General features: G+C 48.0%; 14 protein-coding genes. 12 read left to right on the plus strand and 2 right to left on the minus strand.

Annotated elements, in window-relative coordinates; genetic code table 11:
• Nucleotides 1-19 precede the first annotated feature (19 nt).
• The 9 genes from NBZ79_RS01550 to NBZ79_RS01590 all read left to right on the plus strand — a co-directional run bounded on the left by NBZ79_RS01550 (nt 20) and on the right by NBZ79_RS01590 (nt 8,696).
• Nucleotides 20-1,042, plus strand: coding sequence for an aspartate-semialdehyde dehydrogenase (locus NBZ79_RS01550; RefSeq protein WP_251934814.1), 1,023 nt, complete (start codon nt 20-22; stop codon nt 1,040-1,042).
• Nucleotides 1,043-1,231: 189 nt separating this feature from the next.
• Nucleotides 1,232-2,107: an HpcH/HpaI aldolase/citrate lyase family protein gene (locus tag NBZ79_RS01555; RefSeq protein ID WP_251934815.1), complete on the plus strand. Its 876-nt coding sequence runs from the start codon at nt 1,232-1,234 to the stop codon at nt 2,105-2,107.
• Nucleotides 2,108-2,118: 11 nt separating this feature from the next.
• Nucleotides 2,119-3,186, plus strand: coding sequence for a MaoC family dehydratase (locus NBZ79_RS01560; protein ID WP_251934817.1), 1,068 nt, complete (start codon nt 2,119-2,121; stop codon nt 3,184-3,186).
• A gap of 104 nt (nt 3,187-3,290) precedes the next feature.
• Nucleotides 3,291-3,680: a succinate dehydrogenase, cytochrome b556 subunit gene (gene sdhC / locus NBZ79_RS01565; protein ID WP_251934819.1), complete on the plus strand. Its 390-nt coding sequence runs from the start codon at nt 3,291-3,293 to the stop codon at nt 3,678-3,680.
• Between the two features lie 2 nt (nt 3,681-3,682).
• Nucleotides 3,683-4,063 (plus strand): succinate dehydrogenase, hydrophobic membrane anchor protein, encoded by a 381-nt coding sequence (gene sdhD / locus NBZ79_RS01570; RefSeq protein ID WP_251934821.1) that lies wholly within the window; start codon nt 3,683-3,685, stop codon nt 4,061-4,063.
• A 7-nt stretch (nt 4,064-4,070) separates the two neighbouring features.
• Entirely contained in the window at nt 4,071-5,864 is a 1,794-nt protein-coding gene (gene sdhA / locus NBZ79_RS01575) for a succinate dehydrogenase flavoprotein subunit (RefSeq protein ID WP_251934823.1), read from the plus strand.
• 18 nt (nt 5,865-5,882) lie between these two features.
• A complete protein-coding gene (locus tag NBZ79_RS01580) occupies nt 5,883-6,659 on the plus strand; it encodes a succinate dehydrogenase iron-sulfur subunit (protein WP_251934825.1) in 777 nt (258 codons plus the stop codon).
• 98 nt (nt 6,660-6,757) lie between these two features.
• A complete protein-coding gene (locus NBZ79_RS01585) occupies nt 6,758-7,336 on the plus strand; it encodes an FMN-binding negative transcriptional regulator (protein ID WP_251934827.1) in 579 nt (192 codons plus the stop codon).
• A 64-nt stretch (nt 7,337-7,400) separates the two neighbouring features.
• Complete coding sequence (locus tag NBZ79_RS01590; protein ID WP_251934828.1) at nt 7,401-8,696, plus strand: MFS transporter; 1,296 nt, start codon at nt 7,401-7,403, stop codon at nt 8,694-8,696.
• A gap of 36 nt (nt 8,697-8,732) precedes the next feature.
• Here NBZ79_RS01590 and NBZ79_RS01595 read toward each other — a convergent pair whose 3' ends face one another.
• On the minus strand, nt 8,733-9,893 hold the full coding sequence (locus tag NBZ79_RS01595; protein WP_251934830.1) for an iron-containing alcohol dehydrogenase: 1,161 nt from the start codon (nt 9,891-9,893) through the stop codon (nt 8,733-8,735).
• A 78-nt stretch (nt 9,894-9,971) separates the two neighbouring features.
• Complete coding sequence (gene zapE, locus NBZ79_RS01600; RefSeq protein WP_251934831.1) at nt 9,972-11,102, minus strand: cell division protein ZapE; 1,131 nt, start codon at nt 11,100-11,102, stop codon at nt 9,972-9,974.
• Between the two features lie 354 nt (nt 11,103-11,456).
• On the opposite strand from zapE, the gene mdh reads away from it, so the two are divergent.
• From mdh to sucD, 3 genes are all read left to right on the plus strand, one after another.
• Nucleotides 11,457-12,422 carry a malate dehydrogenase gene (gene mdh / locus NBZ79_RS01605; RefSeq protein WP_251934832.1) on the plus strand — a complete coding sequence of 322 codons (966 nt, stop codon included), beginning with the start codon at nt 11,457-11,459 and terminating at the stop codon, nt 12,420-12,422.
• A gap of 131 nt (nt 12,423-12,553) precedes the next feature.
• Nucleotides 12,554-13,723: an ADP-forming succinate--CoA ligase subunit beta gene (gene sucC, locus NBZ79_RS01610; protein WP_251934833.1), complete on the plus strand. Its 1,170-nt coding sequence runs from the start codon at nt 12,554-12,556 to the stop codon at nt 13,721-13,723.
• Nucleotides 13,723-14,598, plus strand: a complete 876-nt coding sequence (gene sucD / locus NBZ79_RS01615) for a succinate--CoA ligase subunit alpha (protein ID WP_251934834.1) — start codon at nt 13,723-13,725, stop codon at nt 14,596-14,598. The genes sucC and sucD overlap by 1 nt, the downstream gene beginning before the upstream one ends.
• The last annotated feature ends 56 nt before the right edge of the window (nt 14,599-14,654 follow it).

A 14,654-nucleotide genomic window follows, 5' to 3' on the forward strand; every position in this document is an offset into this window, starting at 1 on the left:
AAAAGAAGAGATTAAGTTCATGGGATATAGAGTAGCTGTTGTCGGCGCCACAGGTAATGTGGGCCGCGAAATGATGAACATACTGGACGAAAGACAGTTTCCTGTCACAGAAGTCATTGCTCTGGCCTCAAAACGGTCAGTAGGACGGGAAGTCACCTTCGGTGAAAAAACGCTGAAAGTGCAGGCTCTGGATGATTTTAATTTCACGGGCATAGATTTTGCCTTGTTTTCCGCAGGTGGATCGGTTTCCGCTAAGTTCGGCCCAATTGCCGCGGCGCAAGGGTGCATCGTGATTGATAACTCGTCTCATTTTCGGATGGACCCGGACGTTCCGTTGATTGTTCCGGAAGTTAATCCTCAAGATGCCGCTGGCTATGTAAAAAAGAACATCATTGCCAATCCGAATTGCTCGACTGCCCAGCTTGTTGTGACGTTGAAGCCGTTGCATGATATCGCTAAAATTAAGCGCGTTGTGGTGTCTACCTATCAATCCACCTCTGGCGCTGGCAATGAGGCGATGGATGAGTTGTTTTCGCAAACCAAAGGTATCTTTGTAAATGATGAGCCAACGCCGTCTAAGTTCACCAAGCAGATAGCCTTTAACGTAATTCCGCATATCGATGTTTTTATGGATGATCGTTATACAAAGGAAGAGTGGAAAATGGTGGTGGAGACAAAAAAAATCGTCGACCCGACCATCAAGCTGACCGCAACCTGTGTCCGCGTACCGACGTTTGTTGGCCATGCGGAGAGTGTCAATATTGAGTTTGAGAATGAGCTTAGCGCGGACGATGCACGCCGTATACTTCGGGAGGCACCGGGTATACTGGTCGTCGATAATCCGGAAGAGAATGGATATGTGACGCCTGTGGAATGTGTTGGTGACTATGCAACATTCGTCTCTCGTATTCGCGATGATGCGACCGCAGAACACGGCATCAATCTATGGTGCGTCTCTGATAACTTGCGCAAGGGTGCGGCGTTAAATACGGTTCAAATTGCCGAACTTGTTGGCCGGGAATATCTTAAAAAGGCAGCGTAGCAAGCTAATAATTTCTCTATTAAAGCCGGTTCAGGGTTTCTGCGCCGGCTTTTTTGTTGCGTGAGCGAGAAAACAGCCGCAACTTTATTGCGTCGCAGCAAAAACTGATTATGATGTCGGCGAACTTTCTGGTAAATCAGGTATAAATAAAATCAACAGAGGCGAAACCAAACGTCCGAGGGATCTATTATGACGAAAACCATACGTCCGCGTCGTTCTGTGCTTTATATGCCAGGATCGAATGCCCGCGCACAGGAAAAAGCGAAATCACTTGCCGCTGATGGCCTGATTCTGGATTTGGAAGATGCGGTTGCCCCGGATGCAAAAGAAGAAGCTCGTGCAATAGTTTGCGCCAATGCAGCTTCCGGTGAGTACGGAAATCGTGAGCTTATCATTAGAGTAAACGGGTTGGATACACCGTGGGGGCGGGATGATATCGTTGCCGCAGCGGCAGCCCAGCCAGATGCCATTTTATTGCCAAAAGTAGAAAGCGCTGGTCAGGTAATGGAAATGGAAGGGATTATGAGTGCTGCGGGTGCCGGCCCGGATGTCTCGATCTGGTGTATGATGGAAACGCCGCTCGGTATTCTGAAAGCGGAAGAAGTAGCTGCCTCCAGCCCACGGGTCGACTGTTTCGTTATGGGAACTTCTGATCTTGTAAAGGATTTGCAGGCGCAGCACACGACCATGCGCCTTCCGGTTATTACCTCGTTGGGCCTGTGCCTATTGGCGGGGCGTGCATATGGCCTCACAGTTCTCGACGGTGTTTATCTTGATCTGGCAGATGAAGATGGATTTGTGGCATCATGCGTTCAGGGTCTTGAACTTGGCTTCGATGGCAAAACACTTATTCATCCCAAGCAACTCGCACCAACCAATGAAGTATTTGCACCTTCCGAAGAGGACGTTACTCACGCACGAACTGTGATTAAGGCGTTTGAAGAAGCGGAGGCCCAAGGGAAAGGTGTTGTCCTTGTCGATGGCAAGCTGATTGAAAACCTTCATGTGGAAATTGCCAAATCAAAAGTCGCCATGGCAGATGCCATCCAGGCAATGACAGAATAGGGATACCCCGGATGATGACGAAAACTAATCCCGGCAATTTTTTTGAGGACTTTGCCATTGGCCAGGTTCTTGATCATGCAACTCCGCGCACAGTAACTGAAGGAGACGCCTCTCTATATACAGCGTTATATGGCAGTCGTTTTGCACTTCAATCTGCCGACAGCTTTGCTATGGATTGCGGACTGGAGGCCGCCCCAATAGATAATATGCTGGTTTTTCATATTGTCTTTGGAAAAACAGTTCCGGATGTTTCCCTCAATGCGGTTGCCAATCTGGGTTATGCTGATGTCCAGTTTCGGGCGCCTGTATATCCTGGCGATAGTTTGCAGACCTCATCAGAGGTAATTGGCTTAAAAGAGAATTCCAACGGCAAGACAGGCGTTGTCTATGTCCGTTCCGTTGGCAAAAATCAAATGGATGAAGTTGTTCTTGACTATGTCCGTTGGGTGATGGTGCGGAAAAAAGATGAAACGGCCGCGGCTCCATCGCCCGTTGTTCCGCAATTGACGGATCGAGTTGATCCTGCAGATTTTACGATCTCGCCGGATCTGAATTTTTCGGCATATAACGCTACGTTGGCTGGTTCGCCTCACTTTTTTGAAGATTATGAAGTCGGCGAAAAAATTGATCATGTCGACGGGATGACAATCGAAGAGGCTGAGCACATGATGGCGACGCGTCTTTACCAGAACACAGCAAAGGTTCATTTTAACCAACATCAAATGCAAAATGATCGATTTGGACGCCGCCTGATTTACGGTGGTCATATTATCAGTCTTGCCCGCGCGCTTACTTTCAATGGATTGGGAAATGCTCAGTTAATTGCCGCGATTAATGGCGGATCGCATACCGCGCCGACTTTTGCGGGTCATACAATTTATGCCTGGAGCGAGGTCCTTGAAAAAGTGGATTTACCGGGCCGGTCCGACGCGGGTGCCCTTAGAATAAGAACTTTAGCTGCAAAGGACCTGCCCTGTGACAGTTTTCCGGACAAATCAGAAGACGGAAAACGGGATCCGGCTGTGGTTCTGGATCTCGACTACTGGGTGATTATACCCAAAATACAACAAGTTTCATAAATAAGGCAGGGTTTGGTTGACTTCGGGTAGTGGAGGATTAAAATCCACCCCTGTTAAAGACAATCAATAACATATGACATATTTACAGCGAGAAAGACTTTCCCATGGCGAATATTGAAAGACCGCTATCGCCGCATCTGCAGATATACAAGCCTCAGATTACGATGGTGACCTCTATCACGCACCGCGCGACCGGCATTGCTCTGGGTGTTGGTACGTTACTGCTTACCTGGTGGTTGATCGCTGCAGCAAGCGGTCCGGACGCATTCGCAACCGTCAGCGGTTTTATTTCGTCCTGGTTCGGTCAATTGGTCATGTTCGGATTTACCTGGGCGCTTTTTTATCATCTTTGTAACGGGATACGTCATTTATTCTGGGATATGGGCAAGGGGTTTGAGCTGCCGACGATGCGTAAAAGTGGCATGGCCGCGATTATCGCATCCGTCGTATTGACGCTCTTGACCTGGATCTTGGCGTATGGATTGGGGAGCTGATCATGGGAATGAGAGCACCACTTAAAAAGGTTCGTGGACTGGGTTCCGCGAAAGAAGGAACAACGCATTGGTGGCATCAAAAAGTGACGGCGCTTGCCTTGATACCGTTGTTTATCATCGCGCTGGCCTATGCCATAAGCCTGACAGGTTCGAGCTATGACCGCGTTGTCTATATCCTAAGTCTGCCATTTTCCTCTCTGGTTATGCTCCTTCTCATCGGCGCCATGTTTTATCATATGAAGCTCGGTTTGCAGGTCGTCATAGAAGACTATATCCATACCGAGAAAACGAAAATTGCTTTGCTGTTGTTGAATAGTTTTATATGTACGGTCATTGGGTTGGCTGCCGCGCTTGCTGTTTTAAAGCTCGCGCTAGGAGGATAAAGTAAGAATGTCGGATGCCTATCCAATCACAGAACATAAATTTGATGTCGTCGTTGTCGGTGCCGGGGGCGCGGGTTTGCGGGCGACCATGGGCATGGCCGCAGCTGGTTTAAAAACAGCGGCAATTACCAAAGTTTTCCCGACCCGGAGCCATACCGTTGCCGCACAAGGCGGGATTTCTGCCTCGCTCGGGAATATGGGGGAGGATAATTGGCAATGGCATATGTATGACACTGTCAAGGGATCCGACTGGCTCGGTGATCAGGACGCGATCGAATATATGTGCCGTGAAGCCCCTGCTGCTGTTCTTGAGCTCGAACAGTTTGGCATGCCGTTTAGCCGGACGGAAGAAGGCAAGATTTATCAGCGAGCATTTGGCGGCATGACAACCCAGTTTGGGGAAGGACCGGCAGCCCAAAGAACCTGCGCCGCTGCCGATCGGACTGGCCATGCGATGCTGCACACGCTTTACAGTCAATCCCTGAAGCATGATACGGAATTCTTTATCGAGTATTTCGCGCTGGATTTGATTATGGATAAGGACGGTTCCTGTAAGGGCGTTCTTTGCTTGTGCCTGGAAGATGGTACATTGCACTTATTCCGGGCCCATATGGTGGTTCTCGCAACTGGCGGATTTGGCCGGGCTTATTTCAGCTGTACTTCTGCCCATACCTGCACAGGAGATGGCGGTGGTATGGTTCTACGCGCCGGGTTGCCACTTCAGGACATGGAGTTCACACAGTTCCATCCGACGGGAATTTATGGTGCAGGATGTCTTATCACAGAAGGTGTTCGCGGCGAGGGTGGTTTCCTGGTCAATGGCGAAGGTGAGCGATTCATGGAGCGTTATGCGCCCCATGCAAAAGACCTAGCTAGTCGCGATGTGGTAAGCCGGTCCATGACGCTGGAAATTCGCGAAGGACGGGGTGTTGGCCCACGAAATGACCATATCTATTTGCATCTTGATCACCTCGATCCTACGATGATCGATGAACGGTTGCCGGGTATTTCAGAAAGCGCCCGCATTTTTGCCGGGGTCGATGTGCATAAAGAACCCATTCCGGTTTTGCCAACCGTGCATTACAACATGGGGGGTATCCCGACAAATTATCATGCGGAAGTCGTGGATCTAAAACAGGGTGACCCAAACGCAATTGTTCCCGGACTTATGGCAGTTGGTGAAGCAGCCTGTGTTTCTGTTCATGGTGCGAACCGTTTGGGATCAAACTCGTTGATTGACCTTGTTGTGTTTGGCCGGGCTGCTGCATTACGCGCCAAAGATGTCGTCAAGACCGGTGAAGCGCATTCCCCTCTGCCAGCAGATGCCTGTGATGAGGCGCTGGCCCATCTTGATAAGTATCGTTACGCCAGTGGGCAAAGCTCAACTGCCTCTATTCGCGATAATATGCAACGGGTAATGCAAGAAGATTGTGCGGTTTTCCGGACCAGTAAGACCTTGCTGGAAGGTAAGGACAAAATCGGTGCCGTTTGGGATCAAATGCCGGATATCAAAACGACAGACCGCTCCTTGGTTTGGAATTCTGATTTGGTTGAAACACTCGAGCTGGATAATCTGATCCGTCAAGCTGTTGTTTCCATGACGGCAGCTGAGAACAGAAAAGAAAGTCGCGGGGCACATGCCCATGAAGACTTCCCGGATCGCGACGATGACAACTGGATGAAGCACACCCTCACTTATTTCAATGATAAAGAGGGCGTGAAGCTCGATTATCGGCCAGTCCATGACTATACGCTTACGGATGAAGTCGAATATATTAAACCCAAAGCACGTGTTTACTAGGAGTTAGGGACGTTAGATATGGTTGAACTGACATTACCCAAGAATTCAAAAGTCGGCACGGGCAAAACGCATGCTAAGCCGGACGGGGCAACAAACACCAAGACATTTAATGTCTATCGCTGGTCGCCGGATGATGACGCCAATCCGGCAATAGATTCCTATGAAGTTGATCTGGATACTTGCGGACCAATGATTTTGGATGGCCTGATCAAAATTAAGAATGAAATAGATCCAACCCTGACTTTTCGCAGATCTTGCCGAGAGGGTATCTGTGGGTCATGTGCGATGAATATAAATGGCACCAATACGTTGGCCTGCACGACAGGTATGGACGAATTGGATGGCGACATTAATATTTATCCGCTGCCACATCAACCGGTCGTGAAAGATCTTGTCCCGGATTTGACGAATTTTTATGCGCAATATGCGTCAATCAAACCCTGGCTGCAGGCGGAAACACCACAGCCATCACATGAACGTCTTCAATCGAAAGAAGACCGCGAGAAGCTGGATGGGCTGTATGAATGTATTCTATGTGCCTGCTGCTCGACATCTTGCCCGAGCTACTGGTGGAATTCTGATCGGTTTTTAGGCCCCGCTATTCTTTTACAAGCCTACCGTTGGATAGTTGATAGCCGGGATGAGCACACCGGTGAACGTTTGGATAACCTCGAAGATCCCTTCAGGCTATATCGCTGTCACACGATTATGAACTGTGCGAATACCTGTCCTAAGGGATTGAATCCCGCGAAGGCAATTGCCGAAATCAAGAAGATGATGGTTGAGCGGCGCTAATTGGCCCTTTCATTTTGCTGAAAATGGCGCTGGCCATGGACCAATTATAAGTTAAATTAGACCGCTCCTATAAGCGGTCTTTTTTATGGACAAGAAAAATGTACATTCCTCCTCATTTTGCAGTGCCTGGCAAAGAAACGCTGCAGAAGATATTGCCAGCAGCAAGCTTCGCGACACTTATTACATCGTCGACGCGCGGTATCCCGGTCGCGTCACATCTTCCGGTATCCTATGATCCGGACATGAGTGAGTTTGGTACAATCTACGCCCATATGGCGCGCGCGAATACCCACTGGCAGGAATTTGATGACGCTGAGGTACTTACTATTTTTCAAGGGCAACATGCGTATATCTCACCAAGTTTTTATGCGACCGACATAAATGTACCTACGTGGAATTATGTTGCAGTTCATGCTTATGGAGTCCCGAAAATATTGTCGGATCCGGAAGAAACACTAAAGGTGCTGCAGCTCCTAACTGCCGAAAACGAGCAGGGCATGGCTGCTCCTTGGACAACGGACAACATGTCGAGTAAACGTCTTCAAGGGCTCATGCGGGCTATTGTCGCGTTTGAAATACCTATTACCCGGCTGGAGGGGAAAGCAAAGTTGGGTCAGAATAAATTACCGGAAGATCAGGCTTCTGTGAAATCTGCGGTTGGCGATTTGTTGGAATAGTTTTTCTTGACGTCGGTTGATTTATTTCAAATACTAATACTCGCAAAAGTTAATGAAGCGGGGAATGATGTCCAGTAGCAGTGACATACAAGATGCCGGGTCCGAGATTAATAAATCTGGACGCACAAGGACCATTTTAGCGGGCCTAGTTGGCAATATCATGGAATGGTATGATTTCGCGATTTACGGATATTTCGCGGCCACTATCGGGAAGCAATTTTTCCCCTCCGAAGATCCTTCTATCTCCTTAATCGCTTCGTTTGGGGCCTTCGCAGCCGGATTTTTAGCCCGCCCCTTAGGCGGCATTGTTTTCGGTCGTATTGGTGACATTGTCGGACGAAAACGCGTTTTGATGTTGTCAGTTTTGGCGATGGCTGTTCCGACAACGCTCATTGCCTTCCTGCCGGGCTTCGAGACCATTGGTATACTGGCCCCAATTATTCTTGTGCTTCTTCGGATTATACAGGGTTTATCTGTTGGCGGTGAATATACAAGCTCCATTGTTTTTTTGGTGGAACAGGCACCAGTGAAACGCCGTTCCTTCTTTGCAGTCTGGGGAATGTGGGGTGCGGTTCTTGGGATATTGGCTGGATCCGCAATTGGGGACGTTGTTGCGACGGTTTTAACCGAAGAGCAGATTGCCGATTGGGGGTGGCGCGTACCCTTCCTGTTGGGATCGCTTGTGGCTGTAAGCTGTATTCTAGTGCGGCGATCTATTACTAAAGATGCCCCGTCGCCAGAAGTATCTAGTCCGGTTAAGCATACATTCATGGTTCATTATCCAACCGTCATCAAGGTCATATTACTGAACATCGGAACAGCGGTGTCCTTCTACGCCGCCTTTGTTTACGTCGTGACATACGTCAAAGAGGTCGATGGACTACCGGAAGAAATAGCATTGAATTTGAACACGGGCAGTATGGTATTGTTGCTATTATTTATGCCAATTGCCGCTTGGATGGCCGATCAGTTAGGTAGAAAACCTATGATGCTTGCAGGATCCTTTTTGTTAGCATTTGGCGCTATTCCCTTTTTCCATCTCATCCATACTACGGAACCAATGTATATCTTATTGGGGGAAATCGGGTTTGCCATCGGGATCTCGATTTTCAGCGGGGGTTTAAATGCTGCCAATGTTGAACTGATGCCGACATCCGTCCGCTGCACCGGATTGGCTTTTTCCTATAATGCCTCGGTTGGAATATTTGGTGGTCTGACACCTTTAATCGTTACATGGCTACTCACAACAACAGGTGACCCTATTGCACCGGCGTACTGGATCGCTTTTGCCGGTGGTTTGTCATTGATTGCCACTTTGTTTTTATACCGCGAAACACAGCACAAAGTGCTTTCACCTTAATAACGGTATTGTTCCGGTACCACTTGGTGAATTACACTAGTTGGCCAAAGCAAGTATCCTAGATACTTCTGCAGTCGTCGTTATTGCTCTGGCGTTAGACTGGACGACTGGATGTGTCAGGGCGGCTTCCTTAATTTCCGTGAGGGCAGCGGCGGATACATCAATTTCGGATAATCTGTTTGGAAGTCCGAGAAAGCCGATAAACTCCCGTAACGCCGGCCCAGCCTGTTGTGCAGTTTCAACGCCCAGAATTCTAGCTATCCTGCTTTGCGGACCTTCCGTTGCCGGTAAATTATAATCCATTACAGCCGGAAGAAGTACGCAGGATGTCAATCCATGCGGGACGTGACCTATAACGCCAAGAAGATACCCCAAGCCATGGCTTGCCCCCATTCTATATCTGGAAAGACCGGCAGTTGCGTAGTAAACACCCATTTGACTTTCAGCGCGGTCATCGAGATTTTGTCCGTCGCGACGTGAACCTGACATACCGGAATGTAATAATTTAAGTCCTTCTGCGCAGGCATCGGCGATATCGGCATCAACCGCCGGTGCGCAAATAGTCTCAATAGCATGATCAATGGAGCGGACGCCCGAAGATAACCAAAGGCGCTCAGGTGTCTGCAGGCTCAATGTTGAACTGAGAATTATATGATCAGGTACGAGATGGTGATTTAGAAACCCTTCCTTACGTCCTGTTATGCTGCTTGTCGCACCGGCAAGAGGCGTAAATTCAGCTCCGGATAAAGTTGTTGGTACCGCGATATGCCTTAGGGGCCAATTTTCGATAACGGTTCCTTCTTTCGTTGCATAAGTATTTGCATCCAGTTCTTCGGGGCTGGTAATTTCCTTTGTTGCTACGATGAGTGCTATTTTTGTACCGTCTATGACGCTTCCGCCGCCAATGGACAAAATATGGGTTGCATTGTGACGTGTAATTTCTGCCGCCAATTCGAAAATGTTTTCATAGGGTGAATGTTCACTCAGCAAACTGGTGACTGCGACAATTTTCTCACCTAGTGAGTTTCGCAGTTCAGAAACAACTTCCGAAGACATGTTGAGCGATCGGGATATTGAGACGAGAATTCGAGCGTCGGCGGTGTTGACAACAATATCAGAAACAGCGCGCGAGACATCTTGCTCCACGATCAGTCGGTTCTTCATTTCTGCTAAATCTGGAAAAGGCGTATCAGTCATTGGACTCCCCATTTTCTGGATGTTGTTTTTACCCAAATATCAATATAACGCGTTCGTAGAATTATGTATGCCGATTTTCTAATGCCGAAAGGAAACGTCTTTTAAGTAATCCTGGGATCTCATCTCCATCAACCGAGACACCGTTCTGGCAAACTCAAAATTTCCATCGCCTTGAAGATAAAGGTCTTCGGCATTAACTTCAGCCGAGATTACTAAATTCGCCCCCGCTTCATACAATATGTCGACCAACGTGACGAAACGTTTGGATTCGTTTCTTCTGGCGGGGCTTAACTGCGGTACGTTGGCGAGTAATACAGAATGAAAATGTTCGACCAAAGTCAGATAGTCAGAAGCACCAAGCGGGCGACTGCACAGTTCTTCGAATTCGAAACGGGCGACGTTTCTTGCGCAAATTTTGACCTCTAAATCCCGACCTTGAGTTGTCAAAACCATTGAATGAGGCATGGATCCTTCCGTAAGTTCATCAAACAGCCGATCCATTTCTTTTGCAGTAGTGTCGTTCAAAGGGCTAAAATAAACGGGATTTTTCGCCAAGCGGTCGAGTCGGTAATCTGTTCCGCCATCAAGATGGAGTACATCTAGTTGATCCTTTATCATCTCGATGAACGGAAGGAAGAGTTCTCGGTTAAGGCCGTCTTTGTAAAGGTCTTCGGGAATCCGATTAGATGTTGCGACGACGACGACACCTTGCTGAAAAAGATGCTCGAACAACCGGCCTAAAATCATTGCATCTGCAACGTCAGTCACCTGAAATTCGTCGAAACAGAGAAGCCAGTACTCCTCCGTAATTGAATTTGCTAGTGAGGCAATGGGATCATCCCCGATTTTGGTTTCACTTTGACGCCATTTATGGATGAAGGCATGTACTTCTAACATGAAGGCATGAAAATGTACGCGTCGCTTGTGACGACTTGAAACTGTATCAAAAAATAAATCCATGAGCATGGATTTGCCTCTGCCTACATCTCCATACATATATATTCCCTGGGGAGGTTCGACGCGTGGCTTGCGGGCGCCCAGCCGGAATATCTCTGTCCATTTGGTACTTGTTCTGGGGTCGTAGTTGGCCAGGCGACGATGTAGTGTCTGTAGCTTTTCGACGGCTAACAACTGAATTGGGTCAGGTTGCAACGCATGGGTCGCCAACAAATTTCGATATGTTTCGAGAGGGCTGGGCGAATTCGTCATGATATTATAAAGGCAAACACTACAAAAAGGATATCCGGTAAGCGGGCTCTATTGATCTGTAGCGGCTTCGTAACTGTCTGGCAACGATCAGAAGTCGTTTTTTGATTCATTTTATTACAACGAAGATGGGATAATTTTATCTTAATCAGCATAACGTGAGCAGTGGTGATTGGATTTTGCTTCCCTATTTGTTCAATCCTTTGTCTTAGAATTCCGAATTTGTAAAAAAATTCAACTAATTTACCGGCGTATCTTGCTCTCGGACTGGAAACGGGGTAGTACCCCTTCGAGAATAATCAAAGAGGACTTTCTGTCTTCTCAGAGAGCCCTCCCACATAGTGTTTGGAGAAAGAAATGGCTCGTAAAAAAATAGCGTTAATCGGCGGCGGAAATATTGGCGGTACACTCGCTCATCTTGCAGGATTGAAAGAACTCGGAGATGTCGTGCTTTTTGATATCGTTGATGGATTGCCACAAGGTAAATCGCTGGATATTGCGTCGTCTTCTCCGGTCGAACGTTTCAATGCCAATATCACCGGCGCCAATGACTATAGCGCTATTGAAGGGGCCGATGTTTGTATCGTGACCGCAGGCATTGCCCGTAAACCCGGTATGAGCCGAGACGATCTTTTGGGAACGAACATAAAAGTGATGCAGTCAGTCGGCGAGGGTATCAAGAAATATGCGCCTAACGCCTTTGTTATCTGTATCACTAATCCCCTTGACGCAATGGTTTGGGTTCTGCGCGAAAAATGCGGTCTTCCGCATAACAAGGTTGTCGGTATGGCCGGTGTTCTTGACAGTGCCCGTTTCCGTCTTTTCCTGGCGGAGGAGTTTGAAGTTTCCGTAGAAGATGTCACTGCTTTCGTTCTAGGTGGCCACGGTGACACGATGGTGCCTTTGATCCGTTACTCTACCGTTGCCGGCATTCCTGTTCCCGACCTTATTGAAATGGGATGGAGTACACAGGAAAAAATCGATGCGATTGTCGATCGGACCAGAAACGGCGGGGCTGAAGTTGTTGCTCTGCTTAAGACGGGCTCCGCATTTTATGCTCCGGCTTCCAGTGCAATTACTATGGCCGAAGCTTATCTCAAAGACAAAAAACGTGTCCTGCCATGTGCGGCATATGTCGATGGTCAATATGGCCTTGATGGTATGTATGTCGGAGTTCCCACTGTGATTGGTGAAGGAGGCATCGAACGCATTGTCGAAATCAATATGAATGACGAAGAAAAGGCAATGTTTGATAACTCTGTAGATGCGGTAAAGGGATTGGTCGAAGCTTGTATAGGCATTGATCCAAGCTTGGAAAGTTAAGTCGTTTATAAGGGGTGCAACAATAACCGGTTGTGCCCCTTTTTTACGGTGCTATAACTTAAGTCGAAATAACTTATATAATTAATGGGTCGACAGGGCGTCAGCCGAAACAAAGTGAACAGCGGAATACAATGAATATTCATGAATATCAGGCCAAGAGCCTGCTTGCGAAATATGGTGTGACAGTACCAAAAGGTGGCGTCGCATATACAGCAGAAGAAGCCAAAACAGTGGCGCAGGAACTTGGCGGTCCGGTTTGGGTCGTGAAATCACAAATTCACGCTGGTGGCCGCGGTCTGGGTGGCGGTGTAAAAGTTGTCAAATCAATAGAAGAAGTGTCTGAAACGGCAAAAGCCATGATTGGCATGCAGCTGGTGACACATCAGACCGGCCCGGAAGGCAAAGAAGTTAAACGGGTCTATGTCGAAGATGGATGTGATATTGCGCGTGAACTTTATTTGGGGGCGATCATAGATCGTGCGAAAGACTGCGTTACCTTTATGGCGTCGACTGAAGGTGGAATGGAAATTGAAGAAGTTGCTGCTGCAACACCTGAGAAAATCCATATGGTTAGCATAGACCCTGCAACGGGTATCATGCCTTTTCATGCCCGAAAAATTGCCTTCGGCCTCGGACTAGAAGGAAAACAAGTCGGCGCAGCTGTTAAATTCATTACCGCCTTGTATAAATCCATCATCGATACAGATGCAAGCTTGGTTGAAATTAATCCATTGGTGATTACAGGCGGAGGTGAGGTCATCGCACTTGATGCGAAAATGAATTTTGATGACAATGCGTTGTTCCGTCATAAAGATATTGCGGAATTACGGGATCCGGATGAGGAAGATCCCTCGGAACTCGAAGCCGCTCAGTATGACCTCAACTACATCAAGCTCGATGGAAACATTGGGTGCATGGTCAACGGTGCGGGCCTTGCAATGGCAACAATGGATATTATTCAGCTGAATGGCGGCTCTCCTGCAAACTTCCTGGATGTTGGCGGTGGAGCAACAAAAGAAAAAGTAACCGAGGCCTTCAAGATCATTCTTAAGGATGACAATGTCGAGGGAATTCTGGTCAATATTTTTGGCGGTATCATGCGGTGTGATGTGATTGCCGAAGGTGTTGTCGTTGCTGCAAGAGAAGTTGCATTGAGTGTTCCTTTGGTCGTACGCCTTGAAGGCACGAATGTCGACCTCGGTAAGAAAATTTTGGCCGAATCCGGCCTTCCAATCCTTTCTGCAGACGATCTTGGTGATGCAGCGGTGAAAATAGTTAAAGCAGTGAAGGAGGCCGCGTAATGGCCGTTCTCGTTAATAGAGATACAAAAGTTATCTGTCAGGGTTTTACTGGTTCGCAAGGAACCTTCCACTCTGAGCAAGCGATTGCTTATGGAACAAACATGGTTGGCGGTGTGACGCCAGGTAAAGGTGGTGAAAGTCATCTTGATCTTCCGATTTTCAATACAGTTGACGAAGCCGCGCAAGTTACCGGGGCCAATGCAAGTGTCATTTATGTTCCGCCGCCATTTGCTGCTGATGCCATTCTTGAAGCCGTAGATGCAGGTATTGAGCTTGTGGTGTGTATTACCGAAGGAATTCCCGTGTTGGATATGGTTCGGGTAAAGCGTGCGCTAAAAGATAGCAAGACGCGACTGATTGGACCGAATTGTCCGGGCGTTATTACACCCGATGAATGCAAAATTGGAATTATGCCTGGGCATATTCACCGGCGTGGAAAAGTCGGTATTGTTTCCCGGTCCGGTACATTGACTTATGAAGCGGTCGCGCAAACCACGGCGGCTGGCCTAGGTCAGACAACCTGTATCGGTATTGGCGGTGATCCGGTTAATGGCACGAATTTTATCGATTGTCTTGATTTATTCCTTGGGGATGACGAGACAGAATCGATCATCATGATTGGTGAAATTGGCGGTTCTGCGGAAGAAGAAGCGGCGGAATTCCTGAAATCTTCGAAAACCAAGAAGCCGGTTGTTGGATTTATTGCGGGTGTTACAGCGCCTCCAGGCCGTCGAATGGGACATGCGGGTGCCATCATTTCTGGCGGAAAAGGTGGCGCAGAAGACAAAATGGATGCTATGCGCAGTGCGGGTATTACGGTTTCTGACAGTCCGTCTGCGCTTGGTTCTACGTTGGTAAGAGTTTTGAAAGGCTAAGGCTCTATAATTAGCCTTAATTTTTATACAAGTACTTAGGGAGGCGGGGGAAACCC

Origin of the sequence: Sneathiella marina, assembly GCF_023746535.1 — a bacterium.
Classification (GTDB): Bacteria; Pseudomonadota; Alphaproteobacteria; order Sneathiellales; family Sneathiellaceae; genus Sneathiella; species Sneathiella marina.

Bases quoted from the DNA above. Each gene is read 5' to 3' on its own strand.
- sucD (WP_251934834.1), top strand. From the start codon at position 13,723: ATGGCCGTTCTCGTTAATAGAGATACAAAAGTTATCTGTCAGGGTTTT.
- sdhD (WP_251934821.1), top strand. From the start codon at position 3,683: ATGGGAATGAGAGCACCACTTAAAAAGGTTCGTGGACTGGGTTCCGCG.
- NBZ79_RS01555 (WP_251934815.1), top strand. From the start codon at position 1,232: ATGACGAAAACCATACGTCCGCGTCGTTCTGTGCTTTATATGCCAGGA.
- sucC (WP_251934833.1), top strand. From the start codon at position 12,554: ATGAATATTCATGAATATCAGGCCAAGAGCCTGCTTGCGAAATATGGT.
- NBZ79_RS01590 (WP_251934828.1), top strand. From the start codon at position 7,401: ATGATGTCCAGTAGCAGTGACATACAAGATGCCGGGTCCGAGATTAAT.
- zapE (WP_251934831.1), bottom strand. From the start codon at position 11,102: ATGACGAATTCGCCCAGCCCTCTCGAAACATATCGAAATTTGTTGGCG.
- NBZ79_RS01550 (WP_251934814.1), top strand. From the start codon at position 20: ATGGGATATAGAGTAGCTGTTGTCGGCGCCACAGGTAATGTGGGCCGC.
- NBZ79_RS01595 (WP_251934830.1), bottom strand. From the start codon at position 9,893: ATGACTGATACGCCTTTTCCAGATTTAGCAGAAATGAAGAACCGACTG.
- NBZ79_RS01585 (WP_251934827.1), top strand. From the start codon at position 6,758: ATGTACATTCCTCCTCATTTTGCAGTGCCTGGCAAAGAAACGCTGCAG.
- NBZ79_RS01580 (WP_251934825.1), top strand. From the start codon at position 5,883: ATGGTTGAACTGACATTACCCAAGAATTCAAAAGTCGGCACGGGCAAA.
- sdhC (WP_251934819.1), top strand. From the start codon at position 3,291: ATGGCGAATATTGAAAGACCGCTATCGCCGCATCTGCAGATATACAAG.
- mdh (WP_251934832.1), top strand. From the start codon at position 11,457: ATGGCTCGTAAAAAAATAGCGTTAATCGGCGGCGGAAATATTGGCGGT.
- NBZ79_RS01560 (WP_251934817.1), top strand. From the start codon at position 2,119: ATGATGACGAAAACTAATCCCGGCAATTTTTTTGAGGACTTTGCCATT.
- sdhA (WP_251934823.1), top strand. From the start codon at position 4,071: ATGTCGGATGCCTATCCAATCACAGAACATAAATTTGATGTCGTCGTT.